The following is a 26,370-nucleotide window of genomic DNA, read 5'->3' on the forward strand; positions in this document are numbered from 1 at the left end:
TCGACCCGGCGGAGTGGCGCAACCGGCTGGATTCGATGCTGGAGGAGCACCGCCGCCGCCACGCCCGCCGCGCCGCGATCAGGTCCGAGTTCGCCGAGGCGCGCCGCCGCGGCCTGGACCGACGCCACGCGGAGCGACTGGCCCGCCTGGACCGCGAGGCCCGCACCGCGGAGATCACCGCCCACTGGGCCGAGCGCGACGCCCGCACGCCCCGCCCCCACACTCCCACCGCTGCACCCGCATCGTGTCCTCCGACCGCTTCACCCACGTCCCACGTAGACGCCGCTCCGACTGCTTCACCCACGCCGTGTCCTCCCACTCCTTCACCCAGGTCCCGCGGAGACGCTGCTCCGACTGCTTCACCCACACCTGGCCCAGACGCCGCTCCCACCACCGCTCGGACGTCGCCACCTGCGGCTCCTGCCCCGGCTGCCGTTCCGGCGCCTCCGGCCGCTGCCTCTACTCCCGTCGCCGACGCTGCTCCGCTGTCATTGCCCGTAACTCCTGCTCCGGCCCCTGCTCCCGCGTCTCCGCCGCCTGCTCCCGCGTCTCCGGCCGCTGCTCCTGTTTCCACTGCCGGTCCGGCGCCCGTCTCGTTGCCCGCTCCTTCTGTCTCTGCTCCTGCTCCCGCGCCGGCCCCTGTTCCAGCCGACGACGGCCGACGCCGAACTCGACCTGCAACCGTGTGTCGCACTGGGCGTCCCGATCGGCATCGCGGAGCCTGCCATCGTGCCGCGCGCCGTGTGCCCGGCGGCTATCCAGCTGCCCGACCGCCGTGACCGCCAGGATGATCCGGCCGAAACACGGCAGATCCCTCGCGCTGGATGAGCCATTGCGGATCACCAGCGGCGACGTAGCCGCCGAGACGCAGCACGGCGGCGCAGCCGATGAGGGTCTGCGTGAAGCCGTCGATCAGATCAGTTCGGCGTGCCCCGCGTGACGAGGTTCACGGCGTCCGCGCCATACGGGTAGCTGTCGGCTCCGGGAAAGTCGATTTCGGCGGCGTCGGTGACCCGGATCTCGCGGATCACCATTCATGGCCTGCGGCCATGGCTGGACCGAGGCCGTCTGCCTATCCGAACGTCGATGCTCAGCCGCTGCCAGCCTGGCGCGATCGTTCCGTGGCTTGCCGGCACGCGGGCATCGGCCGTCAGATGGGCGTGCGGGTGGCGGGGCCGCAGGGTTGCGGGTGAGGGGCCCGGACGGCCCTACCCGTGGTCGTGCCCGTGGTCGTTCCCGTGGTCTTGGTCGCGCTGCCACTGTCGGTAGGCGGTGACGGCGGTCGGCAGGGTGGGGAAGATGCGGTCCGTGCCGACCGAGGTGGTGAGACCGAACGCGTCGAGCTCGTCCTGCAGGTCGCGCTTGACGCGGGCCAACGCGAACACTATCCCGCGGCCGGTCAGCTCCCTGCGGACGCCGTCGAGTGCCTCCAGCGCGGTGATGTCGACCTCGACGTTGGCCTCGGCGTTGAGTACGAACCAGCTGGTCGGGGCGCTGTCGGCGGCGGCGAGCGCGCGGCGCCGGAAGTCCTCCGCGTTGGCGAAGAAGAGCGGGGAGTCGTACCGGTATATCAGCAAGCCGGGGATCGTGGTCGCCTGCGGGTAGTCGTCGATGTCGTGCATGCCGGCCAGGTTGGGCACGAGACCCTGGATCGCGTCGTGCGGGCGGGCCACCCGGCGCAGCAGATCGGCGACGGACAGGCCGATGGCGAGCAGCACGCCGTAGAGGATGTCGAGCACGAGGACGCCGGCGCAGGTGGCGAGGGCGAGCAGCAGCTCGCTGCGGCGGAACGCGGCCAGGCGCCGGAAGCCTGCGACGTCGATCAGCTGGACGGCGGCGTAGACCACGAGGGCGCCGAGCGCCGCGACCGGGAACAGCGCGAGCAGCGGCCCGGCGAACAGCAGCACCGCGACCACCGCGACCAGCGAGACCAGCGAGCCGAGCTGGGTGCGCCCGCCGGCGGCGAAGCCGATCGCGGTACGGCTGCCGCTGCTGCTGATCGGGAAGCCCCGCAGGGCGCCGGTGGCCACGTTCGCCGCGCCCAGGGCGAGCAGTTCCTGGTTGACGTCGATGCGGTAGCCGCCGCGCGCGGCGAACGAGCGCGCGGTGAGCACGGTGTCGGTGTACCCCACGACCATCAGCCCGACCGCCGGCAGCACCAGGCCGGTGAGGTCGCCGAGGCCGGGCAGCGACGGCACGGGCAGGCCCCGCGGGATCGGGCCGACGACGGCGATGCCGTGCTCCCGGAGGCCGAACACGGCCACCGCCGCGGTGGCGAGGAGCACGGCCAGCAGAAGCCCCGGCAGCCTCGGCCACCGCCACTTCGCGACGAACAGGAAGCACAGCACGGCGAGCGAGAACAGCAGCGTCGTCGGCTGCACCCGGCCGAGCTGCCGCGCGGCCGAGAGCACCTGCTCGACGAGTGTGTCGCCGGTCACCGGTATCCCGGTCACCTTGCCTAGCTGGCTGATGATCATGATGACCGCGACGCCGGCCAGGTAGCCCACCAGGATGGGCTTCGACAGCAGGTCCGCGAGGAAGCCCAGCCGGGCGGCCCACGCGACCAGGCAGAGCAGCCCGACGACCACGGCGAGCGCGGCGGCCAGCGCCGCGTACCGCGCGGGATCGCCGCCGGCGAGCGGGGCGATCACCGTGGCGGTCATCAGCGCGGTGGTCGACTCCGGCCCGACCGACAGGTGGCGGGAGGTGCCGAGCAGGGCGTAGACGGCCAGGGGCGCGAGCATCGCCCACAGCCCCGTCACCGGCGGCAGGCCGGCCAGGGTGGCGTACGCCATCACCTGCGGCACCAGGTAGGCGGCGACGGTCAGGCCGGCCAGCACGTCGCTGCGCCACCAGGACCGGCGGTACCCGCGCAGCGCGGCGACGCCCGGCAGCAGCGGGACCTCGCGCCGCCCGGCCCGCTCCGCGTTGGTCATCGGATTCCTTCCGTGGAGACCCCGGCCTTCAGGCGGGGGAGGAAACGGAACCCCTGCGGAGCAGGACGGGGAAAGCTGATTCGCCGCCATGGCGGATCGGCGTCTGCCCGCGTGTCACCGCAGGTCCACAAAATAGAACGGCCAAGATGTGAGGCATGTCCAGGACGGTGAAGCGGGCGTTCAAGTACCGCTGCTACCCGACCGGCGCGCAGGCCGCCGAGCTGGCGCGGACGTTCGGGTGTGTCCGGAAGGTCTACAACCTGGCATTGGTCGCCCGCAGCGAGGCGTGGACGCTGCGCCAGGAACGGGTCAACTACAACGCCACCTCGGCGATGCTGACCGCGTGGAAGCAGACCGAGGAACTCGCGTTCCTCAACGACGTCTCCTCCGTGCCGTTGCAGCAGGCCCTGCGGCACCTGCAGGCCGGGTTCGTGAACTTTTTCGCCGGCCGGGCCCGCTACCCGAGCTTCAAGTCGAAGAAGAAGTCTCGGCGGTCGGCGGAGTACACGACCAGCGCGTTCCGGTTCCGTGGCGGCAGGCTCACGTTGGCGAAGATGGCCGGGCCGCTGGACATCGTGTGGTCGCGGCCGCTGCCGGAGGGGGCTTCGCCGTCGACGGTGACCGTGTCGCAGGACGCGGCCGGGCGCTGGTATGTGTCCCTGCTCTGCGACGACGTGATCCCCGACGCCCCGGCCGTGGACACCGCTGTCGGGGTCGACGCCGGGCTGGACAGCCTGCTCACGCTCTCCACCGGGGAGAAGATCCCCAACCTGCGGCACGAGCGCGCCGACCGGGCGCGGCTGGCCCGCGCCCAGCGGAACCTGGCCCGCAAGGAGAAGGGTTCCGCGAATCGGGTGAAGGCCCGGGTCAAGGTCGCCCGCGTCCATGCCCGGATCGCCGACCGGCGCCGCGACCATCTGCACCAGCTGAGCACTCGGCTCGTTCGTGACAATCAAACGATCGTGATCGAGGACCTGACCGTCCGCAACATGGTCCGCAACCACACCCTGGCCCGTGCCATCTCGGACGCGGCGTGGCGGCAGTTTCGCACCATGCTGGAGTACAAGGCCGACTGGTACGGCCGCGAGGTGATCGCGGTCGACCGCTGGTACCCGTCCTCCAAACGCTGCTCGGCCTGCGGCGCGCTGGCCGAGCACATGCCGCTGCACGTGCGGAAGTGGATGTGCCGGTGCGGCACCGTCCACGACCGGGACGTGAACGCGGCACGCAACCTTCTGGCCGCCGGGCTGGCGGTGTCTGCCTGTGGAGCTGGTGTAAGACCTCAACGGGAATCCTCCCGGACGCGGCGACCGGCGGTGAAGCAGGAAACCCCTGGGGCGACCCAGGGAATCCCCTCCCCTTTAGGGAGGGGAGGATGTCAACCGATCACGATAGGACCGGCGGCGGGAGGCCCGGCGTCAGACGTGCGGACCGTCCGGGTGGTGCGGCCGGGGGCGATGTTGAACGGGGCGCCGTCGACGGTGTAGTCGCCGTGGAAGCCGCGGACGGTGAGCGTGCCGTCGGGGCCGGTGCGCATCCCGGTCGGCGGCAGCCACCACTCGCCCTTGATGAGGCCCTCCAGGGCGTCGTACGACGGCTTGCGGGTGCCGTCGGAGCGCACCAGGCCGGCCGGCGCGCCGAGCCAGGCGCCCTGGTCGGTGAGACCCCAGTAGTTGACCGCCTGGACCGCCGGGTGCGCGAACAGCGTCCGGTAGTGGCGCGCGACGTCGTCGGCCTGGCGGGCCTCGCCCTCGGGGGTGCTCGGCCACTCGGGGATCTGGTAGTCGTTGAGGTCCTCGATCTCCGGCGGCATCAGGTGCCCCGACACCAGCGTGGTCTCGGTCAGGTGCAGCGGCAGGCCGTAGCGGGCGAACCGGTCGAGGACGTCGCGGGTGTACTCCTCGCCGCGGTACCCCTGGTGCATGTGGGTCTGCAGGCCGATCGCGTCGATGCGCACGCCGGCCTCCAGCACGCCCTCGATCAGGCACTCGTACGCCGAGCTCAGGTCGAAGTCGTTGAGCACGAGGGTGGCCGCCGGGTTGGCCGCGCGGGCCTCCTCGAACGCCATGCGCACCATGTGGATGCGGCCGCGGGCCCGGGCGAGCCGCGTGACGGCGTTGTCCCCGTTGGCGAAGACCGGCATGATGACGGCCTCGTTGATGGCGTCCCAGGTGTCGACGAGACCGGCGAACCCGCCTGCGAGGTCGCGGATCCGGGCCCGTTGCAGGCGTTCCACCTCGTCGAGGCCCTCGGTCCGGGCGAGCTCCAGCAGCCACGGCGGCTGGACCGTGTGCCACACGAGCGGGTGGCCCTTCACGGTGACGCCGCGCTCGGCGAACCACCGCGCGGTCCTCGTGAGCCGCTCGGCGTCGGGCCGGCCACGGCGCGGTTCGTAGCCTCCCCAGTAGAACGGCAGGGTCGCGGTGTTGAACAGGTTGAGCCACAGCTCGCCGAGCCGGTCGAGGTCCAGGCCGCCCGGCGCGTCGCCGAAGTCGCCGTCGACGCCCTCGGGCGTGGGGCCGCCGACGAGGTCGACGAAGTCGAAGCCGATGTTGCCGAAGGCGAAGGCGTGGCGCGTCTGGGCGACGGTGACGGCCCGGTCGGCGAGCGGCCGGTCGTCCGGGCCGAGCAGGGTCAGGGCGACCTCGCCGGTGCGGTGCGGAAGGCTGGTGGTCATCGGTCCTCGGCTGTGACGTGGCAATGGCGGGGTGGGTGCGGTCGAGCACGAGCGTAGGCCCGGTCGGCCGGTTCGGCGCGGTCGGCCGGACGTGCATCGACCGGCCCGCCGCGGCGGCGTCGGCGGTGGCATGCTGGCCAAGGGCCTGCGGCAACAGGCGCGGTATGCCCGCGACGGGCGCGACGAGCACGACGAGCCGATCGCCGCGGCGACGCCGGCGGTGGCATGCTGGCCAAGGGCCTGCGGCAACAGGCGCGGTATGCCCGCGACGAGCACGACGAGCCGATCGCCGCAGCGGTGCCGGCGGTGGCATGCTGGCCAAGGGCCTGCGGCAACAGGCGCGGCATGCTCGCGCCGAGCACGACGAGCCGACCGCCGCGGCCGTGATGCGTGCGGCCGCCGCCCGGGCAGGGGTGCCTCCGGCGGCGGCCGCACTCCATTTCGTACTGCCCGCCGGGCCGCTGCGGCGGGTCGGGCAGAATGGCGGCATGGATGATCAGCGGTATTGCCGGCTGCGCGTGATCGGCGAGAACCTCGACCTCGCCGGGTCGCCCGCCGCGCTGCGCGCGCTCGCCGCGGTGCTGCGCGGCGCCGGCCCGGCGATCGAGGTGCCGATCCGCAACGGCGCCGTGGCGCAGGAGCGCGCCGCCGGGCCCCTCGCCATCGCGCTGCGCGGCGCGCCCACGCTGCATCTCAGCGGCGGCGACGACGGGCTGGCGGCGGTGTGGGCGGCGCTGGAGGCCGTCGCGGACGAGACCGAGACCGCGGAGCCCGGCGGCACGGCGCCGCACCGGCACGTGGAGCCGGACGGCAGCCGCCCGCTCGTCGTCACGGGCGAGCGCGAGGACCCGCTCGGGCTGTAGAGCCGTCGACGCCGATCCTCGTCATCGACGGCTGGAACGCCGTATCGGCATCATCGGGGCCGTCTCGCGCCCGGAAAGGAAGTCCCGGACCAGGGCGGTGACCCGGTCCGGGGCCTCCAGCAGTAGCAGGTGCGAGGTGCCCGGCAGCACCGCCAGCCGCGCGTCGGGCAGGGCGGCCAGCAGCGTCGCCGTGTGCTCGAGAGTCACCAGGTCGTCGTCGGCGGCCACGATGAGCGTGCGGCAGCCGATCCCCGCGAGGTCCGCCGGGGTGAGGCCGGGCTCGGTCGCGACCGACTCGGCGAGCTTCGCCTGCACCACCGGCAGGTGGTCGGGGCCGTCGGGGGAGACCTCGGCGTAGCGCGCGACGACCGGCGGGGGCAGCGGCGCGTCCGCGGTGGGCGTGAACAGCAGGCCGTCGACCGCGTACGCGGTGCTGATGAGCACCAGCGCCCGCACCAGGTCGGGCCGGCGCAGCGCGGTGTGCAGGGCGACCGCGCCGCCCGCGCTGTACCCGCACAGTATTGCCGGCCCGCCGACCACGCGGGTCAGGAACTCGACCGCGTCGCCGGCCAGCGCCGACATGGTGATCGGGCCCTCGACGTCGGGGGTGCGGCCGTGGCCGCGGCGGTCGTACGCGTACACCCGGTAGGCGTCGGCGAGCGCGGCCAGGCTGGTGTCGAAGTCGCGGCTGTCGCTGAAGCCGCCGTGCAGCAGCACGAGCGGGTCGCCGGAGCCGGACGCGGTGTGCCAGAAGTTCGTCATGCCCGGTACTACGCCGAGGTGGCCGCCGGCTCATCGGCGTAGCGGGAGAAGAGCTCGAGGAGCCGCGGCGCCTCCAGGAAGGTCTGGATATGTCCGACCTTTCCGTCGAGGGCCTCGACGACCACCACGGCGAACGGGCGGCCCCCGCGGTACTGGATGAAGGATGAGCGACCGCAGCGGACCAGGGAGGCGCCCGCGCAGGCCCCGGACGCGGACATCGCGCGCAGCAGCGGCCCGCGGCCGCGCAGCCAGAACGGCAGCGGCGGCATCGACATCGTGGCGTCCTCGTGCAGCACCTCGACCAGCGCGTCGATGTCGTTGTCGGTGAACGCCCGCACGTAGCGGCGCAGCAGCGCCTCGTCGACCGGCTGGGCCCGCACCGGCGCCGCGAGGCCGGCCCGCGCCCGCTGCAGCGAGCTGTTCACCGCCGCCACCGACGTCGACAGCAGCGCCGCGACCTCGGCCGCGGACCAGGCGAGCACGTCGCGCAGGATCAGCACCGCGCGCTGGCGCGGCGGCAGCAGCTGCAGCGCCGCGACGAACGCGAGCCGGACCGATTCGCGCTGCACGGCCAGCTCGGCGGGGTCGCCCTCGGGCGGCACGACGAGCCCGTCCGGCGCCGGAAAGACAAGATCAGAAGCCGGATATGGTACCCCGAGAGCCGCGCCCGGCTCGGCCGCCGGCCCGAGGTCGACGGTGCGGGCGCGCCGCCGGGCGGTGCGCAGGGCGTCGAGGCACACGTTGGTGGCGATCGCGAAGAGCCAGCCGCGCAGGGGCGCCCGGCCGGGGTCGAAGCGGTCGGCGTTGCGCCACGCCCGCAGCAGCGTCTCCTGCACCGCGTCCTCGGCGTCGAACGGCGAGCCGAGCATCCGGTAGCAGTACCCGAGCAGCGCGGTGCGGTGCTCGTCGAGCTCAGCCCCCTGCACGGCGCTCTCCGACATCGCGATCAACACTAGGCGGACCGGGCGGTCGAGGTCGAGCAGCAGAGCGCACCCGCGGGCGCGCTGTTCCCGAAAACCCGAAGGTCAGAACGGTAAGTCACGATAGTTCTACTGTTAGTGAGATGCGGTGGACGGTCTACGGCATCGTGGTGCAGGCCGGCGGCGCCGTGCACATCTACTCCGAGCCCGTCGGCACCACGATCACGATCCTGTTGCCGGCCAGCGATGCCGAGCCCCGCGCCGAGGCTTCGGGGGGCACCGCGCGGCCGCCGGGCCGCGGCCAGACGGTGCTGGTCGCCGAGGACGAGCCGGCGCTGCGCGAGGTCACCACCCGCAGCCTGCGCCGCGGCGGCTACACGGTGCTCGCCGCCGCGGACGGCCTGGCCGCGCTGCGGCTCGCCGCAGCGCGGGGGGCCGATCGACCTGCTGCTCACCGACGTGGTGATGCCGGGCATGCTGGGCCGCGTGCTGGCCGATCGGCTCCAGCGCACCCGGCCGGCGACCCGGGTGCTGTTCATGTCCGCCGAGCTGCCCGGCTACCTCGCCGAGCGCGGGCTGCGGCTCGCCGAGGACGTCTCCACCCGCGACGCCGCGGCGCGATACCTGGCGCCGCTGGGCCGCGACGAGCCCACCGCCGCCTTCTACCGGGTCGCGGTCGCCGATGCCTAAGGTCGCCGAGGAGCACTTCGCGGCGCGGCGGCGGCAGATCCTCGACGCCGCCGCGGCCTGCTTCGCCCGCGAGGGGTTCCACCGCACGTCGATGCAGGACATCGTGCGCGAGTCGGGGATCAGCGCCGGCCTGATCTACCGGTACTTCACCGGCAAGGACGACATGATCGCCGCGATCGTCGCGGAGTGGCACGAGCGGCGCACCTCCCTGCTCGGCGAAGACCCCGCCGCCGGCTTCCTGCAGGTGCTGCGCGCCGTCGGCGACCCGGCCAACCGGGCCGAGCTGAGCCTGGCCGTGCAGGTGTGGGCGGAGACGGTCCGCTCGCCGCACATCCGCGACGTGGCCCGCGACAACGTCGACCGCCCGCGCCGCTTCGCCGCCGCGGCGCTCGCGGGCGCCGCGCCCGAGCCGGACGCGCTGGCCCGCGTGCTCATCGCGATCTACCAGGGGCTGGTGCTACAGACCCTCTGGGACGACGGCGTCGACCACGCCGCCTACGTCCGGGCCGTCGCCGCCCTCCTCGCCCCGCTCGGCCTGCTGCCGGCGGACACGGCCGCGCCGGAGTCCGTCGCGCCGCAGGAGGCGCAGCGCCCGGGGTAGCCAGGGCGCGGCGGCCAGCAGGACCAGGGCCAGGGTCAGCGGCGCCTTCCACAGCGGTCCGACGACCGCCGGCGGGCGGTCCGGCAACGCGGCCACCCACGGCTCGGCGGTGCGCGCCCAGACCAGGAACGCGTCGCCGATCGGCAGCAGCCCGAGCGCGTAGCGCTTGGTGCGCGGGGTGTCCAGCGGCACGCCGGCCAGCTCGCCGTAGCTCGACAGCGCCGCCGCCAGGGAGTCGTCGCCCTCGACCCGCGCCGCGCCGATCGTCACCACCGTCGCCGACAGCGAGACGCCGAGCGGCAGCGGCCCGCTGTCGACATCGCCGGGCCCGTCCGTGCCCCGCGGGTACTCGCGCACCGCCGGCCCGATACCCAGCGGCCGCACCACGAACAGCTCCCGGAAGCGCAGGTACTGCTGCCGCGCGAACGCCGGATCGACGTCGGCCAGGAAGCGCTGGATGACGCTCTGCGAGCTGGCCCGCGCCCCCTGCAGCGGCGCCCCGGTGCGCGCGTCGGTCACGTGCGGTAGCAGCCCGGTGGCCGGGTCGAGCCGCTCCCGGGCGCCGTCGAGCCACCGTCGGACGGTCTCGCCGTATCGCGCCGGCAGGAGCGCGTCGTGCAGCCGCAGCGAGGCGATCGCGACGGTCGAGTCGACCGGCCACGACTGACCCGGGTACGCCTGCAGGAACGGCGTCGCCGACGCGTCGAACGCCGCCGCGAGCTCCCGCGAGTCCCGCTCGAAGCGCTCGACCTCCGCCGGGTCGCGCGCGGCGGCGTCCTGCAGGCTCAGGAGCCCGCCGCGCAGCCAGTTGGTCCACCCGGCGTAGAAGACGCCGTACCGCGGCGCGAGCCCGGCGCTGAACGGCGCCGTCCCCTGCGGACCGTCCAGCCTGGACAGTGCCCACCGCGCCTCGCGCAGCGCCTCGGCGCGATCCGCGCGGTGCCGCCCGACGTCGACCCAGGCGAGCCCGTAGAGGGCGTGCAGGAAGAAGTATCCCTCGGGGAACATCGCCTGCGCCGCGTCGCCGGCCCCGCCGTCGAGCTCCGCGCGCAGGAACCCCAGTTGCCGCACCGCCGCGCCGCCGGGGCCGAGGGTGGGGGAGTGCAGCCGGGCGAGCCCGCCGAGGGCGCACACGGTGACGAGCGCGGCGAGGACGAGCCGCAGCACGCGCACCACCCGCCGCACGCCGGCGAGCCTATCCCACCGGGGCTACTTCAGCTGGCCGGCGGTGAGGCCGCCCTGCACCTGGCGCTGGAAGACGACGTACAGCAGCAGCACGGGCAGCATCGCGATCGTCATGCCGGCGAACAACCCGCCGAAGTCGCCCGCGTAGCCCTCGTTGATCGCCAGGGCGGTGAGGCCCTGGGGCAGCACCCAGCGCCGCTCGCTGCCCTCGCCCTGCAGCAGCACGATCGGGAAGATGTACTGGTTCCACTGGGTGAGGAAGTTGAAGATGCCCACGCTGATCAGGCCGGGCCGCGCCATCGGCAGCATGATGCGGAAGAACAGGCTCCAGTGCGAGCAGCCGTCCACCAGCGCGGCCTCGGCCACCGCGGTCGGCAGGGTGCGGAAGAACGCGGTGAGGAAGAAGACCGTGAACGGCAGGGAGTAGGCGGTGTAGACCAGCATCAGGCCGGGCAGCGTGCCGAGCAGGCCGAGGTTCTTCACCACGAAGAACAGGGGCACGAGGGCGAGGACGACCGGGAACATCATCCCGCCGGCGAACGCGTAGTACACCAGCCGCATCCCGCGCAGCTCGTAGCGGGCCAGCACGTAGGCCGCCATCGCGCCGAGCAGCATGGTCAGGGCCAGCGCGCCGGCCACGACGACGGCGCTGTTGAGGAAGTACCGCCCGATGTGCGCCTCGTTCCAGGCCCGCACCCAGTTGGAGAAGCGCAGCCGCGACGGCAGGCCCCACGCGTCGGTGAGGATCTCGTCGTCGCTCTTGAACGAGCTGACCACCGCCCACAGCAGCGGGAAGGTGGTCAGCAGCGCCCAGCCGGCGAGGAAGATGTGCGAGAAGGCGTTGCTGACGCGCGGCCCCTGAGTCGCCAACGGCTTGCCTTTCAGTACTCGACGCGATCGCGGCGGGTCAGGCGCAGCGAGGCGATCGCGACGGACAGGACGACGAAGAACATCGCGACCCCGATCGCCGAGGCGTAGCCGAACTTCGCCTCGCCGAAGGCGGTGCTGAACAGCCGCAGGCCGACGACGTCGGTGCTGAACTCGGGCCCGCCGTTGGTGATGATCTGCACCAGCGCGAAGCCGTCGAGCGCGATGATCGCGAGGTACACCCAGGCCACCTGGATGGTGTCCCACAGCAGCGGCACGGTGATGCGCACCAGCGTGGTGAACCGCCCGGCGCCGTCGAGCAGCACGGCCTCGTAGATCTCGCGCGGGATCGAGGCCATCGCGGCGCCGAAGAGCACGACGTAGAAGCCGACGTTGCTCCAGATCATCACGACGAGCACGGCCCAGAACGCGAAGTCGTGGTCGCCGAGCCAGGGCCGGGCGAGCGCGCCGAGCCCGACGGCCCGCAGCGCGCCATTGACGAGGCCGCCGTTGGGGGCGTACATCTCCCGCCACAGCACGCCGATGATGGCCACCGACAGCACCTGCGGGAAGAAGTACACGATGCGGTAGAGGCCGCTGCCGCGGATGCCGCGCACGCCGGCCCGCCCGCCGTGGCCGCCGACGCTGAGCATCGAAGCGAAGAACAGCCCGAGCGCGATGGTCGCGACCGGCAGCACGGCGAGCAGGACGGCGTTGTGTTTCAGGGCGTTCCAGAAGTACTCGTCGTGCAGCAGCCGGGTGAAGTTGTCCGTCCCGACGTAGTCCCACTCGGGGCTGAGCCCGCGCCAGTTCGTCGCGGACACCTGGAACGCCTGCAGATACGGGGAGATCACGAACACGGCATAGACCGCCACCGCGGGCATCAGGAACGTGATGGCGAACAGGCGCCGGCCGTGCCGCATGGGTCAGCTCCGCCGGTACTTCTTGATGGCGTCGTCCTTGGCGATCGAGTCGGCGCCCTTCTGGCACTGCTCGACGAACTGCTTCGCATTGATCTGCTTGGTGAACAGCGCGCCGCAGGCGGCATCGACGAGCTCGCGTTCCAGCTTGCGGTAGTAGGAGTTGTACACCCAGTTGAAACCCTTGTCGCCGGACGCCTTGAGCGCCTTGGTGACCGACGACAGCCCGGGCGGCAGGTTGACGCCCTGGTCGAGGCCGGCCACGCAAGTGAGGCTCGCGACCCGGTTGGTGAAGTCGATGGCGCCCTTCTTCGACAGCATGACGCGCAGGTACTCCAGGCCACCGTTGAGGTTCGTCGCCTTGGCCGGCACGATGAACGGCTCGCCGGTGGTGCCGCGCAGCGCCTCGAACGGCAGCTTGTCGCCCGTGGACAGGCTCGGCGTGGGCGCGACCGTCATCTGAAAGTCGGCCGGCGTCACCGACTTCTGCTCGCTCTCCAGCCACGAGCCGCACGAGATGAACACGGCCTTGCCCTTGCACCACTCGGTCTGCGACTGGATGTGGTCCAGCCCCTCGGAGCCGGGCATGATGTAGCCGTCGACGGCCAGCTGCGAGTAGGCGTCGGCGGCGGCGAGGATCGCCTCGTGCTTCCAGGCGTTGGGCTCGAGGTTGTCGATGGCGACGAGGACGTCCTGACCGGCCATCTTGGCCGCCGCCGACAGGATCGGCCAGCTCATGTACCGCGGGTGCTTGCCCTGGTAGGTCCAGGGCGAGATGCCGGCCGCCTTGATGGTCTTGCACAGGGCGATCATCTCGTCCCAGGTCTTCGGGTAGGCCCAGCCCTTGTCATTCAGCAGCTTCGCGGAGTACCAGAGCCCGTAGACGGTGTAGGTGTAGTTGAGCGCCATGGTCTTGCCGTCGTAGGTGCCGGGCAGCAGCGAGCCCGGCAGCAGCGTGTCGCGCACCTTCTTGTTCGGGTCGTCGATGCTCGGCGAGTCCAGCAGCGGCGCCAGGTCGGCCAGCGCACCCTGCGAGACGAGGCCGTTGAAGTCGATCTGGCCGGCGCCGGAGTTGTCGATGACGTCCGGCGGGCTGCCGTCGACGAAGCGCGGCTGCAGCGTGGTGCCGATCTGCTGGGTGGCCGAGTGCTTGATCTGCGCCTTGGGGTACTTCTCGGTGTACATGGCCTCGTGGGCCTTGGCGTAGTCCTCGCCGAACCCGCCGTTGAAGATGACGATCTCCAGCGGCGCGTCCTCCTTCACGCCCAGGGGGTTGGCCGAGTTCTTCGCGCCCTGCGCGGAGTCGTTCGTCTTGTCGTCCTTGCCGCCGGACAGGGCGCAGGCGCCCAGTGCGGCGGTCGTGGCGGCCAGGACGCCGGAGCCCGCCGCCGAGCGCAGCAGACTCCTGCGGGTCATCGTGTTCATCGCTGCTCCTTCGGGCCGAGGGACGCTCGTCGATGAGGATGAAGGTTTCCAACGTAACTTGCAAGACCTGGAAGATTGTTACCGATCTTCCGGAGCGCCTCGCAGCCCCGCCCGGGTCAGCCGCGCGTGCGTCGCGGCGTCCACGGGCACGCCGCTGACCTGCAAGATCGCCAGCCACGCCGCGCCCGCCGCGCCGTCGCGGGCCTCGACCGGCTCCGCCCCGAACTGCTCCCGCACCCCGGCCCGGACGCGCTCGGCGACCGGCCCGGGCGACAGTAGGACCGAGCCGGCGAGCATGACGGCCGGGCCGGCCCCGATCTCGCCCGGGCCGCCGCGCCGGGCGACGGTCGCCAGGGCGTGCAGGAGGTGCCCGGCGGCGTCCGCCGTGAGCCCGCGGGCGACCGGGTCGCCGGCCGCGGCGAGGTCGCTCACCACGGGCGCGAGCGCGCCGAGGGCGGCCGGCGGCCGGTCGAACGCGGCGCGCAGCAGGCGCTGGGCGTGTGCCTCGGAGTCCTCCGCGAGCCCGGGTCCGGCCGGCACGCCGAGCGCCGCGCTCAGCGGTTCGGTGAGGTCCGTGCGCGGCCCGCGGCCGTCCAGCGCGCGCATGACGGCGCGCAGCCCCTCCCGGCCGAGCCAGACCGCGGAGCCCTCGTCGCCGAGCAGCCAGCCGTACCCGTCGCAGCGGTGGGTGAGCGCCCCGCCCGCGAACGCGGCGGCGACCGCGCCGGTGCCGGCCAGCAGGAGCAGGCCGTCCGGCGCGGGGGTGCCGGCCGCGAACCCCACCTCCAGGTCGGTCACGGCGAGCACCCGGCCGGGCAGCCCGGCGGCGCGCCACGCCTCGCGCGCGGCCGACTGCGCCGCCTCCCGCCCGCCCGCGCCCGCGCCGGCGGCGCCGATGACGCCCAGCGCCACCCGGGCCGGGTCGGCCCCGGCGACGGCCTCGCGCAGGGCGGATGCCAGGGCCGCGCCGGGCGGCGCGCCGCTGGAGTTCTGGTTCGCGCCGCCGGCCGCGCCGCGCGCGAGAATGTTTCCGTTGAGGTCGCTCAGCACGCATCGGGTCGTCGTGGCGCCGGCGTCGACGCCGATGACCAGGGGTTCGCGCATTCCGGACACCGTACTCCATTGACGAAATCGAGATAGCAACGGAAACTTTTCCACATGAAGGGCAAGGAGACCCCCGACGAGAGCCGCACGATCTCGACGGCGGTGAAGATCCGCGGGCTCCTGCCCTCGCTGTCGCGCGCCGAGCAGCGAGTCGGGAAGATCATCATCGATGAGGCCGCCACCGCCGCGGCGATGACGATCACCGAGCTGGCCAAGCGCGCCCACACGTCCGAGACCACGGTCATCCGATTCTGCCGGGCCATCGGCGTTTCCGGCTACCCGGAGCTGCGCCTGCGGCTGGCCGCCGAGGCCGGCCGGGTCCAGGACGACCAGGCCCAGGAGGCGGTCGGCAGTGACATCAGCCTGTCCGACGACCTCGGCCAGGTGGTCAAGACCATCGCGTACGCCGACGCCCGCGCCGTCGAGGACACCGCCGCCCAGCTCGACCTCGACGCCCTCGGCCGGGTCATCGCCGCGATCGCCGAGGCGCGCCGGGTCGACGTCTACGGCGTCGGCGCGAGCGCGTTCGTGGCCCAGGACTTCCAGCAGAAGCTGCACCGCATCGGCCTGACCGCCTACGCATGGTCGGACCTGCACCTGGCACTGACCAGCGCGGCCCTGCTGCGCGAGGGCGACGTCGCGGTCGGCATCTCGCACACCGGCACGACCATGGACACCATCGAGGCGTTCGCCGAGGCCGGCCGCCGCGGCGCGACGACGGTGGCGCTGACCAACTTCCCCAAGTCGCCGATCACCCGCGTCGCCGACCTCGTGCTGACCACCGCCGCGCGTGAGACCACGTTCCGCTCCGGGGCGATGGCCAGCCGGCTGGCGCAGCTCACCGTCGTGGACTGCGTCTTCGTCGGCGTCGCGCAGCGCACGTACGAGCGGACCAAGTCGGCGCTGGAGGCGACCCGCGACGCGGTGCGCAGCCGCCGTACCAAGTCCGATCGGGGCCGCTGGTGAGCGTCTCGCCCACCGAGGAGCGCAATCCTCACACCGTCTTCATCGACCAGCTGCCCACCCTCGACATGCTCCGGCTCATCAACGCGGAGGACCGCAAGGTCGCGCCCGCGGTCGCCGCGGTGCTGCCGAGCCTCGCCGAGGCCGTCGAGCTCGCCGTCGCGGCGCTGCGGGCGGGCCGGCGGATGCACTACTTCGGCGCCGGCACCTCCGGCCGCATGGCGGTGCTGGACGCCGCCGAGCTGCACCCGACATTCGGCATCGGCACCGACCAGGTGGTGGCGCACATCGCCGGCGGGATGCCGGCGCTGCACAACGCCGCCGAGGGCGCCGAGGACGACGTCGAGCTGGGTGCGGCCGCCGCCGAGATGGTCGCCGCGGGCGACGTGGCCCTGGGCGCGACCGCCAGCGGCGGCACCCCCTACGTCGGCGGCGCGCTGCGCGCGGCCCGCGCCACGGGGGCGAGCACCGTGCTGCTCTCGGCCAACCCGGCGGCGCCGCTGGCCGCGCTCGCGGACGTGCACATCGCCGTGGACACCGGCCCGGAGGCCGTCACCGGCTCCACCCGCATGAAGGCGGGCACCGCGCAGAAGCTGGTGCTCAACGCGCTGTCGACGGCCGTGATGGTGCGCCTCGGCCGCACCTACTCCAACCTGATGACCGACATGGTCGCGAGCAACAGCAAGCTGCGCGGCCGGCAGGTGCGCATGCTCGCCCAGGCGACCGGCCTGCCGGAGCGCGACTGCACGGCCGCCCTGGCCGACGCCGCCGGCGAGTCGAAGGTGGCCCTGGTGGCCCTGCTCGCCCAGACCCCGACGGCCGAGGCCCGCCGAGTCTTGCAACGCTCCGGCGGCGTGGTGCACGCCGCCCTGCGCGAACTGAGTTCCTAGAGCTGTGACCACAAACGTTTACCGGGTTGGGTTGGGGTTTGTGGTTCCTCGCCGCGGGGTGCGGTCGAGCGACTCCCCACCGCTGTGTGCGGTGGGGCGGGCCTCAGCTGGCCAACCGACCCCATGACCGCCGCGCCGGCCGCCACCGCTGGTGCGGGTGGTGGTCGGTGTGGTCGGCGGGGGTCACGCCGGGACGGTCCGGCACCGGGGAGGTGCCGTCCGGCTCGACGGTGCGTGATCACGTGCGGCAGGACCGCCGCCGTGCTGCTGTTGCCGCCACCGGCAGGGGTGCGGGTGGCGATGGTGGCCGCCGCGAACAGGTCACGGTGCCCCGAGGTGTGGCAGGTGGTGCAGGTCATGGTCCGCCCGGCCGGTTTGCGGATGCGGTGCCGGCAGGTGCCGCCGGTGCCGGCCCGCTCATCCCGATCGACGCCGGTCGCGGCGAGATCGGCACCGAGGCGGGCCTGCCACACCCCGCGATCGGTTTCGCTGGCGTCCAGCACGTGTTCCACGTCCGTCCGGCCGGTCAGCCGGCGATGCAGCATGTCACGCAGGCCGACATAGGTGTCGGTCACCGCCGTCTTCGCGGCGTCCTGCCCTCCGGCGGCAGCACCGGCAACCAGCGCCGCCAGGATCACCTCAACACCCGTCACGAGACCACCCTCCGTCAACGACGCCAACCGATCCTGTCGCCGCCGAGTCGACAGAGTGCTGTCAACTACCCGTCAGCGGGCTGAGATCGACAGTCGGCGCGGAGGTAAGAAACCTTCAGTATCGACGGAATTGGCGGAAGGTATCGACATGGGCCGCGATAAAGGTATAGCGTTCCGTCAATCAATCGCCATCGGTTTCCCCTGGAGGAGCAGTGGCACGATTCCCGGCTGTCGCATCGCTCGCCGCCCTCGCCTGCCTCGCGGCCCTCGCGCCGGGCGCGCCCGCGACGGCCCACGCCGAGCCGGTCGCGCACGACGAGCAGATCTCCTTCCACCGGTGGCAGACGTTTCCGCAGTGGCGCTCCGGAGACCGCAACGGCACCGTCGCGGTGCCCGGGCCGCGGCCGTTCCTGACCATCGGCCGGGCCGCGGGCACCACCGAGTTCACCGACCCGCACACCGGCGCGACGCGGACGTGGGAGTACGCGACCTGGACGTCGCCGGTGCGCTCCATCGGGTTCGGCGCGAGCGAGCTCGTCGCGTCGTGGAACGCAGACACGCCCGCGGGGACCTGGCTGCAGGTCGAGATGCAGGGCACGTACACCAACGGCGAGGCCACCCCGTGGTACGTCATGGGTCGCTGGGCCAGTGGCGACGGCGACATCAAGCGGTCCTCCGTGGACGGCCAGGGCGACCCGTACTCCACGATCTGGACCGACACGTTCTCCATCGACGACGTCACGCGCGGCGTGCTGCTGCGCGACTATCGCCTGCGGCTGACCCTCTACCGCGCGCCCGGCTCCCGCGAGGCGCCGCGGGTCTTCCAGGCCGGCGCGATGACCTCCTACGTCCCCGACCGCTTCACGGTCGCCTCGAGCGCCGGGCACATCGCGTGGGGCCGGGAGCTGCCCGTCCCGCGGTACTCCCAGAACATCCACGTCGGCCAGTACCCGGAGTACGACGGCGGCGGCGAGGCGTGGTGCTCGCCGACGTCCACGCAGATGGTGGTGGAGTACTGGGGCCGCCGGCCGAGCCCGGCCGACCTCGCCTGGGTCGAGGAGTCCTACGCCGACCCGCAGGTCGACCACGCGGCCCGGTACACCTACGACTACACGTACGAGGGCGCCGGGAACTGGCCGTTCAACACCGCCTACGCGGCGACCTACGGGCTCGCCGGCATCGTCACCCGGCTGCACTCCCTCGAGGAGGCCGAGCGCTTCATCGCCGCCGGCATCCCGGTCGTCACCTCGCAGTCGTTCCTGGCCTCGGAGCTGTCCGGGGCGAACTACTCGACCTCCGGGCACCTGTTCGTCATCGTCGGGTTCACCGGCACCGGCGACGTCATCGTCAACGACCCGGCGTCCTCGTCCGACGCCGCGGTGCGCAACGTCTACCGGCGGGCCGAGTTCGAGCAGGTGTGGCTGCGCACCAAGCGGCACCGCGCGGATGGCTCGGTCGCCTCCGGCAGCGGCGGCGTCGCGTACGTCATCGCGCCCACGTGGAAGCTGCTGCCCCGCGTGCCCGGCTCGGACAACTGGTGAGGGGAGCAACCATGCGCAGGATTGCCGCAACGACGTTCGCCGGGATCGTGCTCGGCGCCGCGATCGTCCCCGCGGCGGGGTCCGCGGCCGAGGTGAACGGCCGCCGGCAGGACTTCGCCGACGCGTCGGTTTCCGCAGGTGTACCGAATGATGTGCTCCTGGCCGTGTCCTACCTGGAGTCACGGTGGAACACCAACCACGGCGCGCCCAGCACCGGCGCGGGCTTCGGCCCGATGCACCTGACCGACGCGGCCGCCGTGACCCGGGGCGGCACGCATCACGACGAGGGCACCGAGGACGCGCGCGGCGAAGACGCCGGCCCGGCCCGCCCGGCGCGCGTCGCGGGCCCGGCGGCCGCGGCGGCGCCGGCGCCGGCCCTGCAGACGCTCGACCAGGCGGCCGCGCTGACCGGCGTCGACAAGGCGCGGCTGCGCACCGACGCGCGGGAGAACATCCGGGGCGGGGCCGCGCTGCTGGCCGCCTACCAGCGCGACCTCGGCGCGCCGGGCGGGGCGGGCAGCGACCCGGCCGCCTGGTACGGCGCCGTCGCCCGCTACAGCGGCGCCGACACCGCCGACGCGGCCGCGCAGTTCGCCGACGAGGTCTTCGCCACCATGCGCGAGGGCGCCGACCGGGTCACCGACGACGGGCAGCGGGTCACCCTGCCGGCCCACCCGGGGCTGCGCCCGCAGACGGCGTGGCTGGACCGGCTCGCCGATCGACTCGGCCTGCGCCGCCCGGCCCGCCCCGACGGCCTCGAGTGCCCGCCGGACCTGCCCTGCGAGTGGATCCCGGCGCCCTACGCGGACCTCGGCGGCGGCGACTACGGCAACCACGACCTCAGCGACCGGCCGGCCCGGCAACGGGTGCAGTACATCGTCATCCACGACACCGAGGCCACCTACGACACCACGATCGGCCTGGTGCAGGACCCGGCGTACGTGAGCTGGAACTACACGATCCGCTCCGCCGACGGTCACGTCGCCCAGCACGTGAAGACGAAGGACGTCGCCTGGCACGCCGGCAACTGGTATGTCAACGCCACCTCCGTCGGCATCGAGCACGAGGGCTTCGCCGCGGAGGGCGCCTGGTACACCGAGGCGATGTACCGCTCGTCGGCGAAGCTGGTGCGCTACCTCGCCGGGCGGCTCGGCATCCCGCTGGACCGCGGCCACATCATCGGCCACGACAACGTGCCCGGCACCGTGCCGTCCACCGTGCGCGGCATGCACTGGGACCCGGGCCCGTTCTGGGACTGGGGCCACTACTTCGACCTGCTGCACGCCCCGTTCCGCGCCACCGGCACGGCCCGCACCGGCCTGGTCACCATCGACCCGGACTACGACGCCAACCGGCCCGCCTTCACCGGCTGCACCGGCGCGTCCGGCAACCCGTGCCCCGAGCACGGCGCCTCGCAGCTGATCCTGCACACCGCGCCGGACGCGGCCGCGCCGCTGCTGCTCGACCCGGGCCTGCACCCGGACGGCGGCCCGTCGACGATGCTGCTGTCCGACCACGGCTCGCGGGTCTCGGCCGGGCAGACCTACGCCGTCGCCGGGCGGCAGGGAGACTGGACCGCGGTGTGGTACCTCGGCCAGAAGGGCTGGTTCTCCAATCCGCCCGCCGCACCGACGGCGAAGTGGGCGACCGGCCTGGTCGCCGTGCCGAGGCCGGGCCGGGACACGATTCCGGTGTACGGCCGGGCCTACCCCGAGCAGGCGGCGTATTCGCCCGGCGTGCCGTACCAGCCGATCACGCCGCTGCAGTACACGTTCGCGGCCGGCCAGCGCTACGCGGTCACCAACGTCGTGCAGGGCGAGTACTACCGCGCGGTCACGTTCGACGGCTCGAGCCCGGGCGACTGGACGGTGATCCGCGGCGCCACGTGGTACGCCCAGATCCAGTTCGGCCACCGGGTGATGTACGTGAACCTCGACGACGTCCAGATCCTGCCCTCGCTTCCCGAGGCGACGCCAACACCGGGGTCAGATCGGGAGCACGCCGGGCGGTAGCGGCGCCCGCTCCTGGGCGTCGAGGAACGCCTTGACGACCGCACTGTCCGCCCGTCGGCGCATCCAGAAGAGCGCGACGTTGCGATGGGCGGTGGGTGAGTCGATGGTGCGGACGGTCAGCCCCTCGGTGCTGGTGGTCTGCAGCGCGAGGCGGTTGATGACGCCGATGCCGAACGCGGCGCGCACCAGCGCGACCAGGGTCGTCGGCTGGTCGGTCAGATAGACGATGTTGGCGCGGGCGGCGGCCTCGCCGAGCGTGTTGCGAACGTCGAATCCGCCGCCGTCCTCCTCGGAGCCGGCCGGGTTGCCGATCAGCGGCCGGGCCAGGACGTCCTCGACGCTGACCGACGCCCGCTGGGCAAGGGGGTCGTTCTCCCGCATGACCACGACGATGTCCTCGCGCCAGATCGTGCGATGGCACAGTGTGGTCTCGCGCATTTTCGGCAGGAGCGGCCGGAAGGCCAGATCGACGGTTCCGCCGGCGACCATCTCCTCCAGCGTCGCGGCGGTTCCCTCGTGCAGTTCGACCGTGACGCCGGGGTGTTTGGCCTGCAGCTCCTGCAGCACGGCGGGCAGGTAGGTCGAGCTGACGCTGGGGTAGCTGCCGATCGTCACGTGCGCGACGACGTTGTCGAGCGTGCTGCGGACCGCTTCGATGCCGCGCTGCAGTTCGAGCATGGCCGCCATGGCGTGGCCGCGGAACAGTTCCCCGGCCGCGGTCGTGCAGATCGGCCGTGCCTTGCGATCGAACAGGGAAACGCCGAGGGCGTGCTCGAGCGCCGCGATGTGGGCGCTGACCCGGGACTGCGACAGGTGCAGCGCGAGGGTGGCGGCGCCGAAGCCGCCCTTGTCCGCCACTGCGAGAAAGCTGCGCAACCAGGCGGTCTGCAGCGACATGGCGTCCCGGGGGTCGCGCTGGGTCAACGCGACCGGGTCGAGGTCGTCGGGTTCCTCGGGGGTGCTCATCGGTGGCCGTCCTGTGCCGAGGCGACGAGCTCGGCCAGGTGAACCACCTTGGTGCTCAGCCCGGCGCGACGAACCGCCGTCGTGAGCTGGCGCTGGCATCCCGGGTTGACCACGACCAGGAAGTCTAGGTCCAGATCGGCCAGCGCGGCCATCTTCGCGGCGAGGACCCGCTGGCTGTCGCGCCGGCGGAGGATGGCGTACGTGCCGGCGGCGCCGCAGCAGTCGCCCGCGCCGGGGATCTCGACGTAGTCGCCGAGCATGTCGAGCACTGCGCGGGGCGCGTCGCGGACGCCCAGCCCGTTGCGAAGGTGGCAGGAGTCCTGCAGGCCGATGCGGGCCGGCCGGCCGTCGATGAGGATCGGGCCCGGCACCGTGCCGCGTTCGAGCAGCGCCTCGGAGTAGTCCAGGACCCGGTCGCGGCCCGCGACCGCGGCGAGATGGGCGGCGCAACCGCCGGCGGTGGAGACGATCCGCCCGGGCCGGTCGCCGAGTTCGGCGGCGAGCCGCTCGCCGCGGGCGAGGTCGCCGTTGTGGGCGTGCAGCGCGCCGCAGCAGCCCTGGTCGGGCGCCACCCGTACCCCCGGCAGCGTGCTGATGGCGGCGCGGCTCACCGCGGGGAACAGGACGCGCTCGAAGCAGCCGAGCATCAGCGTGTCGCCGTCGTCCCGCGATGCCGCCGGCGGAGTCGACCGTGCGTGCCGGCGGACGCTGCCGATGAGCCGGATGAGCCGGCGGCTCCTGGCGAACGCCAGCAGGGGCCGGACCCGCAGCGGCCGGCGCCTGCCCTTCCACTGCGCATCGCGGAGGTGTTCGAGGAGCCGGCCGTAGGGGACCCCGGCGGGGCACGCGGGCTCGCAGGCGCGGCAGCCGAGGCAGAAGGAGCCCTGGTCGCGGGCGGCGGCGTCGAAGACATCGACGGTCCCGTCGTCGATGGCGCGCATGAGCGCGATCCGTCCGCGCGGCGACGATGCTTCGTCGCCCGTCAGCTTGTAGGTGGGGCAGGAGGGCAGGCAGAACCCGCAGGAGATGCAGGTGCCGAGATCCGCCGGGTCGAAGATGCGGCCGGCGGTCATGATCCGAGCTTTCCGGGGTTGAGGATGCCCTCCGGGTCGAACGCCCGTTTGATCCGGGCCAGCAGCGCGGTCTGCCGGTGGCCGAGTTGTGCTTCGAGGTACGGCAGTTTCGCCGCGCCGACGCCGTGCTCGCCGGTAATGGTGCCGCCCAGGTCGACCGCGGCGGCGAAGATGTCGTCGAACGCGGCCGCGACACGTGCGCGCTGTTCGGCATCGCCGGGGTCGAAGCAGCCGACGGGATGCGCGTTGCCGTCGCCGGCGTGGCCGAAGGTCGCCATGGTCACCCCGTGCCGTTCGGCGATCGCGTCGATGCGGCGGACCAACTCGGGAAGGCGCGAGCGCGGCACGCCGACGTCCTCGAGCATGGTCGCCCCGCCAAGCCTGGACAGCGCTGGTAGCGCGCAGCGGCGTGCCGCCAGCAGCGCGTCCGACTCGGCCGCCGCGGTGGCGACCTGCACCGAGGAGGCGGCGTGGTCGCGCATGACCGCTGCCATCGCCGATACCGTCCGCCGCACCTCGGCGTCGCTGCCGTCGTCGCCGAACAGCAGCATCGCCCCTGCCGTCGTGTCCAGGCCGAGGTGCGCGTATGCCTCGACGGACCGGATGCACCTCGCGTCGAGGAACTCGAGGGTCGCGGGAAGGATGCCGGCACCGATGACGCCACGCACGGCGTCGCTGGCCGACTCCAGGTCGGCGAAGTACGCCAGTCCGGTGGTGCTCGCCGCCGGTGCCGGGCGTAGGGCCAGCGTCATCTCGGTCAGCACCGCCAGCGTGCCCTCCGAGCCGGTGAGCAGGCGGACGAGGTCGTACCCGGCGACGTCCTTGATGAGCCGGCCGCCTGCGCGAATGACCTCGCCATCGGCGAGGACGGCCTCCACGCCCAGGACGTAGCCGCCGGTGTTGCCGTACTTGAGCCCGTGCAGGCCGCCGGCGTTGGTGGCGACGTTGCCGCCGAGCGTGGATACGCGCTGGCTGCCGGGATCGGGCGGGTAGTGCAGGCCGTGTTCACCAGCCGCGCGTGCCAGATCCTGGGTCGTGACGCCGGGTTGCACGACCGCCACCAGGTCGACCGGGTCGATCGACATGATGCGGTTCATGCGGGTCAGTGCGAGCACGATGCCGCCGCGGATGGGGACCGCACCGGCGGCGAGGCTGGTGCCCGCGCCGCGTGGCACGACGGGGACGTGACGCTGGTTCGCCCAGGCCAGGATCCGCGACACCTCCGCCACGCCGGCGGGCCTGACGACGGCCCATGGTGTGCCGGAGAAGCCGAACGTGGCATCCGTCCGGTAGGGCACCAGGGCCGCCGGGCGTATCTCCACGTTCGATGCCCCGACGATGCGGCCCAGATCGGCGGCGATCGCGGGGGAGCCGGTGACTGCCGCGGCGGTCATCCCGCAATCATCCCCTCGTCGATGACAAGGGCCGCTCCGTTGATGAACCGGCCCTCCGGACCGGCGACGAAGGAGACCATGGCGGCAATCTCGTCCGGTGGCTCGTGCATCCGATCCAGGTAGGCTGCGCCGAGCAGGGGCGCCTCCGTGGGGTGACGCGCGGGTTTGAGGGCGATGGGAGCGGTTCGGGGATCGGCGTCGGTGAGACCGGATCGCAGTGGTGGGGCCAGGAGGTCCCACGCGGCGGCGATCGATCCGCCGACGACGAGAACCTCTGGGGCGAATTCCGCCAGGTGTGGGCCGAGTACGGTTCCCAGGGTGTGGAACGTTCGTGTGAGGATCTCGGTCGCTGCCTGGTCGCCTTGTCGCGCGTGTTGTGTGATCTCCCGGACGTCAGGTGCCGGGGATTGGCCTGTTGCGTGGGCGTAGGCTCGCCTGATGGCGCGGCGGGACACGGTTTCCTCCAGGGGTGTGCCGTCGTGGCGTAGGAGGTCGGCCCGTCCTTGCGGTGGTATGCCGGGCCCGTGCTGCAGGATGTGCCCGTCGCGCAGGAAGGCGGAGCCGACGCCTGTTCCGAGGGTGATCGCGGCGGCTGAGCGGTGTCCGTTCGCGGCGCCGGCCCACCATTCGCCGATGGCGAAGGCGTCCGCGTCGTTGTGGAAGCTGATGCTTGCGGCGCCGGGCAGGTGCGGCATCAGGGCGGTTCGGAGGTCGACGCCGTTGAGCGCGTCGAACTTGCCGACGCCTGCGTATCGGGCGATGCCGGGTTTGTAGTCGAATGGGCCGGGAACGGCGATGGCCCAGGGGCGGGCGGGCCGGGTGGGCAGCCGGGCGGCGCAGGTGATGATGGCGGACAGGATTTCTGCCGCGTCGCCGTTGCCGTTCAGCGGTTCGCGGAACCATTGTCCGTTGAGGATGCCGCGGGTCGTGACGTCGACTGTGGCCGCGGTGACGTGTGTGCCGCCGACGTCCATGACGGATACGACGTTCGTGTCGGCGGGGTTCATGGGACGAGTGCCTTGACGTAGCGGACCTTGCCCGTTCCCAGGGCGTGTACGCGGTAGGAGCCGACTGCGGCGGGGACGGTCAGGGTTTCGGCGTAGGTGAGGTCGTGGCGGTGTCCGTGCTTGGTCTCCAGCATGATGCCGTCGCCCTCGACGACGTTGAGGACGTGGAATCCGTGGCTGGTGGTGTCCTCGACGACGGCGTCCGGGGCCAGTTCTATGCGGCGTACTTCGAAGAACATTTCGGGGAGGCGGCCGATGACGTCCTCGTGCCAGTTCTCACCGGAGCGCAGCGTGTGCGGTTGCTGGACGAGGTCACGGGCTACGGCGTCGCCGGCCCGGGCGGTGTCGAGGTTGGTGAAGGCGTGTCCGACGTGGACGGGTCGTTGTCTGCCGTCTGTGTCTTTGCGTAGCCAGTCGTAGAAGCGCAGGCTGTACAGGTAGGGCGTTGCGCTGATTTCCAGGACGACGTTGCCCTCGCCGCTGCCGTGCGGGGTTCCGGCGGGGATGAGGAAGAGCTGGTGCTGGTGGGCGGGGAAGGTCTGGACGTAGTGCTCGATGTGGAAGGGCACACCGTCGTGGACGGCGCGGTCCGCGTCGCGGCGGAATGCGTCCAGGTCGGCGTCGTCGTGCAGGCCGAGGAAGACTCGGCGGTCGGCTCCGCCGACCATCATGTAGTAGGTCTCGTGCTGGGTGTAGGGCCATCCGAAGACCTGGCGCATGTAGTCGGGTTGCGGGTGGCAGTGGACGGACAGGTTCCCGCCGCCGACGGTGTCGAGGTAGTCGAACCGGATGGGGAACGAGGTGCCGAATGTCGTGTGTGCGTTGCGGCCGAGGATCTGTTCGGGATGCTGGGCGACGACCGCTTGGAGGGGGATCTCGACGCGTGCGCTGCCGGTGTCGCTGACGAGGATGCCGCTTTCC

The 26,370-nt window shown here is 72.7% G+C and carries 23 protein-coding genes; 8 read left to right on the top strand and 15 right to left on the bottom strand.

The genetic code is table 11. From position 1 onward, the window contains the following. Nucleotides 1-1,208: 1,208 nt before the first annotated feature. Nucleotides 1,209-2,936, bottom strand: a complete 1,728-nt coding sequence (locus tag ACGFI8_RS16515) for a SulP family inorganic anion transporter (RefSeq protein ID WP_392805285.1) — start codon at nucleotides 2,934-2,936, stop codon at nucleotides 1,209-1,211. A 155-nt stretch (nucleotides 2,937-3,091) separates the two neighbouring features. Between ACGFI8_RS16515 and ACGFI8_RS16520 the strand changes: the two genes are divergently transcribed. Further along, the gene (locus tag ACGFI8_RS16520) at nucleotides 3,092-4,423 is read left to right on the top strand and encodes an RNA-guided endonuclease InsQ/TnpB family protein (protein WP_392805288.1); all 1,332 of its coding nucleotides are present in this window, start codon (nucleotides 3,092-3,094) and stop codon (nucleotides 4,421-4,423) included. On the opposite strand, the gene ACGFI8_RS16525 is transcribed toward ACGFI8_RS16520, so the two are convergent. After that, the gene (locus tag ACGFI8_RS16525) at nucleotides 4,315-5,613 is read right to left on the bottom strand and encodes an endo-1,4-beta-xylanase (protein WP_392805290.1); all 1,299 of its coding nucleotides are present in this window, start codon (nucleotides 5,611-5,613) and stop codon (nucleotides 4,315-4,317) included. The two genes, ACGFI8_RS16520 and ACGFI8_RS16525, sit on opposite strands and share 109 nt — an antisense overlap. 311 nt (nucleotides 5,614-5,924) lie before the next feature. Between ACGFI8_RS16525 and ACGFI8_RS16530 the strand changes: the two genes are divergently transcribed. After that, the gene (locus ACGFI8_RS16530) at nucleotides 5,925-6,476 is read left to right on the top strand and encodes a hypothetical protein (RefSeq protein WP_392805293.1); all 552 of its coding nucleotides are present in this window, start codon (nucleotides 5,925-5,927) and stop codon (nucleotides 6,474-6,476) included. A gap of 21 nt (nucleotides 6,477-6,497) precedes the next feature. On the opposite strand, the gene ACGFI8_RS16535 is transcribed toward ACGFI8_RS16530, so the two are convergent. The 3 genes from ACGFI8_RS16535 to ACGFI8_RS16545 form a co-directional block, all read right to left on the bottom strand. Further along, nucleotides 6,498-7,238: an alpha/beta fold hydrolase gene (locus ACGFI8_RS16535; RefSeq protein ID WP_392805295.1), complete on the bottom strand. Its 741-nt coding sequence runs from the start codon at nucleotides 7,236-7,238 to the stop codon at nucleotides 6,498-6,500. An 8-nt stretch (nucleotides 7,239-7,246) separates the two neighbouring features. After that, nucleotides 7,247-8,179, bottom strand: a complete 933-nt coding sequence (locus ACGFI8_RS16540; RefSeq protein WP_392805298.1) for an RNA polymerase subunit sigma-70 — start codon at nucleotides 8,177-8,179, stop codon at nucleotides 7,247-7,249. A gap of 175 nt (nucleotides 8,180-8,354) precedes the next feature. After that, nucleotides 8,355-8,507, bottom strand: a complete 153-nt coding sequence (locus tag ACGFI8_RS16545; protein ID WP_392805301.1) for a hypothetical protein — start codon at nucleotides 8,505-8,507, stop codon at nucleotides 8,355-8,357. Between the two features lie 125 nt (nucleotides 8,508-8,632). Here ACGFI8_RS16545 and ACGFI8_RS16550 point away from each other — a divergent pair, with 125 nt between their 5' ends. Both ACGFI8_RS16550 and ACGFI8_RS16555 read left to right on the top strand, forming a co-directional pair. Next, a complete protein-coding gene (locus ACGFI8_RS16550) occupies nucleotides 8,633-8,848 on the top strand; it encodes a hypothetical protein (RefSeq protein WP_392805304.1) in 216 nt (71 codons plus the stop codon). After that, nucleotides 8,841-9,449 carry a TetR/AcrR family transcriptional regulator gene (locus ACGFI8_RS16555; RefSeq protein WP_392805307.1) on the top strand — a complete coding sequence of 203 codons (609 nt, stop codon included), beginning with the start codon at nucleotides 8,841-8,843 and terminating at the stop codon, nucleotides 9,447-9,449. Before ACGFI8_RS16550 ends, ACGFI8_RS16555 begins: the two co-directional genes overlap by 8 nt. Nucleotides 9,450-10,658: 1,209 nt before the next feature. On the opposite strand, the gene ACGFI8_RS16560 is transcribed toward ACGFI8_RS16555, so the two are convergent. The 4 genes from ACGFI8_RS16560 to ACGFI8_RS16575 all read right to left on the bottom strand — a co-directional run bounded on the left by ACGFI8_RS16560 (nucleotide 10,659) and on the right by ACGFI8_RS16575 (nucleotide 14,950). Continuing rightward, a complete protein-coding gene (locus tag ACGFI8_RS16560) occupies nucleotides 10,659-11,519 on the bottom strand; it encodes a carbohydrate ABC transporter permease (RefSeq protein ID WP_392805419.1) in 861 nt (286 codons plus the stop codon). Continuing rightward, complete coding sequence (locus tag ACGFI8_RS16565; protein WP_392805309.1) at nucleotides 11,516-12,424, bottom strand: carbohydrate ABC transporter permease; 909 nt, start codon at nucleotides 12,422-12,424, stop codon at nucleotides 11,516-11,518. Before ACGFI8_RS16565 ends, ACGFI8_RS16560 begins: the two co-directional genes overlap by 4 nt. 3 nt (nucleotides 12,425-12,427) lie before the next feature. After that, nucleotides 12,428-13,846, bottom strand: coding sequence for an N-acetylglucosamine/diacetylchitobiose ABC transporter substrate-binding protein (gene ngcE / locus ACGFI8_RS16570; protein ID WP_392805311.1), 1,419 nt, complete (start codon nucleotides 13,844-13,846; stop codon nucleotides 12,428-12,430). A gap of 78 nt (nucleotides 13,847-13,924) precedes the next feature. Continuing rightward, the gene (locus ACGFI8_RS16575; protein WP_392805314.1) at nucleotides 13,925-14,950 is read right to left on the bottom strand and encodes an N-acetylglucosamine kinase; all 1,026 of its coding nucleotides are present in this window, start codon (nucleotides 14,948-14,950) and stop codon (nucleotides 13,925-13,927) included. 54 nt (nucleotides 14,951-15,004) lie between these two features. Between ACGFI8_RS16575 and ACGFI8_RS16580 the strand changes: the two genes are divergently transcribed. Both ACGFI8_RS16580 and ACGFI8_RS16585 read left to right on the top strand, forming a co-directional pair. Beyond that, complete coding sequence (locus ACGFI8_RS16580) at nucleotides 15,005-15,916, top strand: MurR/RpiR family transcriptional regulator (protein ID WP_392805317.1); 912 nt, start codon at nucleotides 15,005-15,007, stop codon at nucleotides 15,914-15,916. Next, nucleotides 15,913-16,803 carry an N-acetylmuramic acid 6-phosphate etherase gene (locus tag ACGFI8_RS16585; RefSeq protein ID WP_392805320.1) on the top strand — a complete coding sequence of 297 codons (891 nt, stop codon included), beginning with the start codon at nucleotides 15,913-15,915 and terminating at the stop codon, nucleotides 16,801-16,803. The genes ACGFI8_RS16580 and ACGFI8_RS16585 overlap by 4 nt, the downstream gene beginning before the upstream one ends. Here the strand turns inward: ACGFI8_RS16585 and ACGFI8_RS16590 are convergent. Beyond that, on the bottom strand, nucleotides 16,800-17,441 hold the full coding sequence (locus ACGFI8_RS16590; protein WP_392805323.1) for a hypothetical protein: 642 nt from the start codon (nucleotides 17,439-17,441) through the stop codon (nucleotides 16,800-16,802). The two genes, ACGFI8_RS16585 and ACGFI8_RS16590, sit on opposite strands and share 4 nt — an antisense overlap. Before the next feature lie 227 nt (nucleotides 17,442-17,668). Between ACGFI8_RS16590 and ACGFI8_RS16595 the strand changes: the two genes are divergently transcribed. Together ACGFI8_RS16595 and ACGFI8_RS16600 are read left to right on the top strand one after the other, a co-directional pair. Then, nucleotides 17,669-18,997, top strand: a complete 1,329-nt coding sequence (locus ACGFI8_RS16595) for a C39 family peptidase (protein ID WP_392805325.1) — start codon at nucleotides 17,669-17,671, stop codon at nucleotides 18,995-18,997. A gap of 11 nt (nucleotides 18,998-19,008) precedes the next feature. Continuing rightward, a complete protein-coding gene (locus ACGFI8_RS16600) occupies nucleotides 19,009-21,009 on the top strand; it encodes an N-acetylmuramoyl-L-alanine amidase (protein ID WP_392805328.1) in 2,001 nt (666 codons plus the stop codon). On the opposite strand, the gene ACGFI8_RS16605 is transcribed toward ACGFI8_RS16600, so the two are convergent. The 5 genes from ACGFI8_RS16605 to ACGFI8_RS16625 all read right to left on the bottom strand — a co-directional run. Beyond that, on the bottom strand, nucleotides 20,983-21,975 hold the full coding sequence (locus ACGFI8_RS16605; RefSeq protein ID WP_392805330.1) for a LysR family transcriptional regulator: 993 nt from the start codon (nucleotides 21,973-21,975) through the stop codon (nucleotides 20,983-20,985). The genes ACGFI8_RS16600 and ACGFI8_RS16605 overlap by 27 nt on opposite strands. Beyond that, entirely contained in the window at nucleotides 21,972-23,048 is a 1,077-nt protein-coding gene (locus tag ACGFI8_RS16610) for a (Fe-S)-binding protein (RefSeq protein WP_392805333.1), read from the bottom strand. The genes ACGFI8_RS16605 and ACGFI8_RS16610 overlap by 4 nt, the downstream gene beginning before the upstream one ends. Next, nucleotides 23,045-24,442 carry an FAD-binding oxidoreductase gene (locus tag ACGFI8_RS16615; protein WP_392805335.1) on the bottom strand — a complete coding sequence of 466 codons (1,398 nt, stop codon included), beginning with the start codon at nucleotides 24,440-24,442 and terminating at the stop codon, nucleotides 23,045-23,047. Before ACGFI8_RS16615 ends, ACGFI8_RS16610 begins: the two co-directional genes overlap by 4 nt. After that, nucleotides 24,439-25,449, bottom strand: coding sequence for an ROK family protein (locus tag ACGFI8_RS16620; protein ID WP_392805338.1), 1,011 nt, complete (start codon nucleotides 25,447-25,449; stop codon nucleotides 24,439-24,441). Before ACGFI8_RS16620 ends, ACGFI8_RS16615 begins: the two co-directional genes overlap by 4 nt. Continuing rightward, on the bottom strand, nucleotides 25,446-26,370 hold a 925-nt coding region (locus ACGFI8_RS16625), incomplete at its 5' end, for a class I mannose-6-phosphate isomerase (RefSeq protein WP_392805341.1). The genes ACGFI8_RS16620 and ACGFI8_RS16625, both read right to left, overlap by 4 nt.

Source organism: Dactylosporangium sp. NPDC048998, assembly GCF_043197855.1.
Classification (GTDB): Bacteria; Actinomycetota; Actinomycetes; order Mycobacteriales; family Micromonosporaceae; genus Dactylosporangium.

Excerpts from the sequence above, each read along its gene's own strand:
- ACGFI8_RS16515 (WP_392805285.1), bottom strand. The coding sequence starts at position 2,936 with ATGACCAACGCGGAGCGGGCCGGGCGGCGCGAGGTCCCGCTGCTGCCG.
- ACGFI8_RS16520 (WP_392805288.1), top strand. The coding sequence starts at position 3,092 with ATGTCCAGGACGGTGAAGCGGGCGTTCAAGTACCGCTGCTACCCGACC.
- ACGFI8_RS16525 (WP_392805290.1), bottom strand. The coding sequence starts at position 5,613 with ATGACCACCAGCCTTCCGCACCGCACCGGCGAGGTCGCCCTGACCCTG.
- ACGFI8_RS16530 (WP_392805293.1), top strand. The coding sequence starts at position 5,925 with ATGCTGGCCAAGGGCCTGCGGCAACAGGCGCGGCATGCTCGCGCCGAG.
- ACGFI8_RS16535 (WP_392805295.1), bottom strand. The coding sequence starts at position 7,238 with ATGACGAACTTCTGGCACACCGCGTCCGGCTCCGGCGACCCGCTCGTG.
- ACGFI8_RS16540 (WP_392805298.1), bottom strand. The coding sequence starts at position 8,179 with ATGTCGGAGAGCGCCGTGCAGGGGGCTGAGCTCGACGAGCACCGCACC.
- ACGFI8_RS16550 (WP_392805304.1), top strand. The coding sequence starts at position 8,633 with ATGCTGGGCCGCGTGCTGGCCGATCGGCTCCAGCGCACCCGGCCGGCG.
- ACGFI8_RS16555 (WP_392805307.1), top strand. The coding sequence starts at position 8,841 with ATGCCTAAGGTCGCCGAGGAGCACTTCGCGGCGCGGCGGCGGCAGATC.
- ACGFI8_RS16565 (WP_392805309.1), bottom strand. The coding sequence starts at position 12,424 with ATGCGGCACGGCCGGCGCCTGTTCGCCATCACGTTCCTGATGCCCGCG.
- ngcE (WP_392805311.1), bottom strand. The coding sequence starts at position 13,846 with ATGAACACGATGACCCGCAGGAGTCTGCTGCGCTCGGCGGCGGGCTCC.
- ACGFI8_RS16575 (WP_392805314.1), bottom strand. The coding sequence starts at position 14,950 with ATGCGCGAACCCCTGGTCATCGGCGTCGACGCCGGCGCCACGACGACC.
- ACGFI8_RS16580 (WP_392805317.1), top strand. The coding sequence starts at position 15,005 with ATGAAGGGCAAGGAGACCCCCGACGAGAGCCGCACGATCTCGACGGCG.
- ACGFI8_RS16600 (WP_392805328.1), top strand. The coding sequence starts at position 19,009 with ATGCGCAGGATTGCCGCAACGACGTTCGCCGGGATCGTGCTCGGCGCC.
- ACGFI8_RS16605 (WP_392805330.1), bottom strand. The coding sequence starts at position 21,975 with ATGAGCACCCCCGAGGAACCCGACGACCTCGACCCGGTCGCGTTGACC.
- ACGFI8_RS16610 (WP_392805333.1), bottom strand. The coding sequence starts at position 23,048 with ATGACCGCCGGCCGCATCTTCGACCCGGCGGATCTCGGCACCTGCATC.
- ACGFI8_RS16615 (WP_392805335.1), bottom strand. The coding sequence starts at position 24,442 with ATGACCGCCGCGGCAGTCACCGGCTCCCCCGCGATCGCCGCCGATCTG.
- ACGFI8_RS16620 (WP_392805338.1), bottom strand. The coding sequence starts at position 25,449 with ATGAACCCCGCCGACACGAACGTCGTATCCGTCATGGACGTCGGCGGC.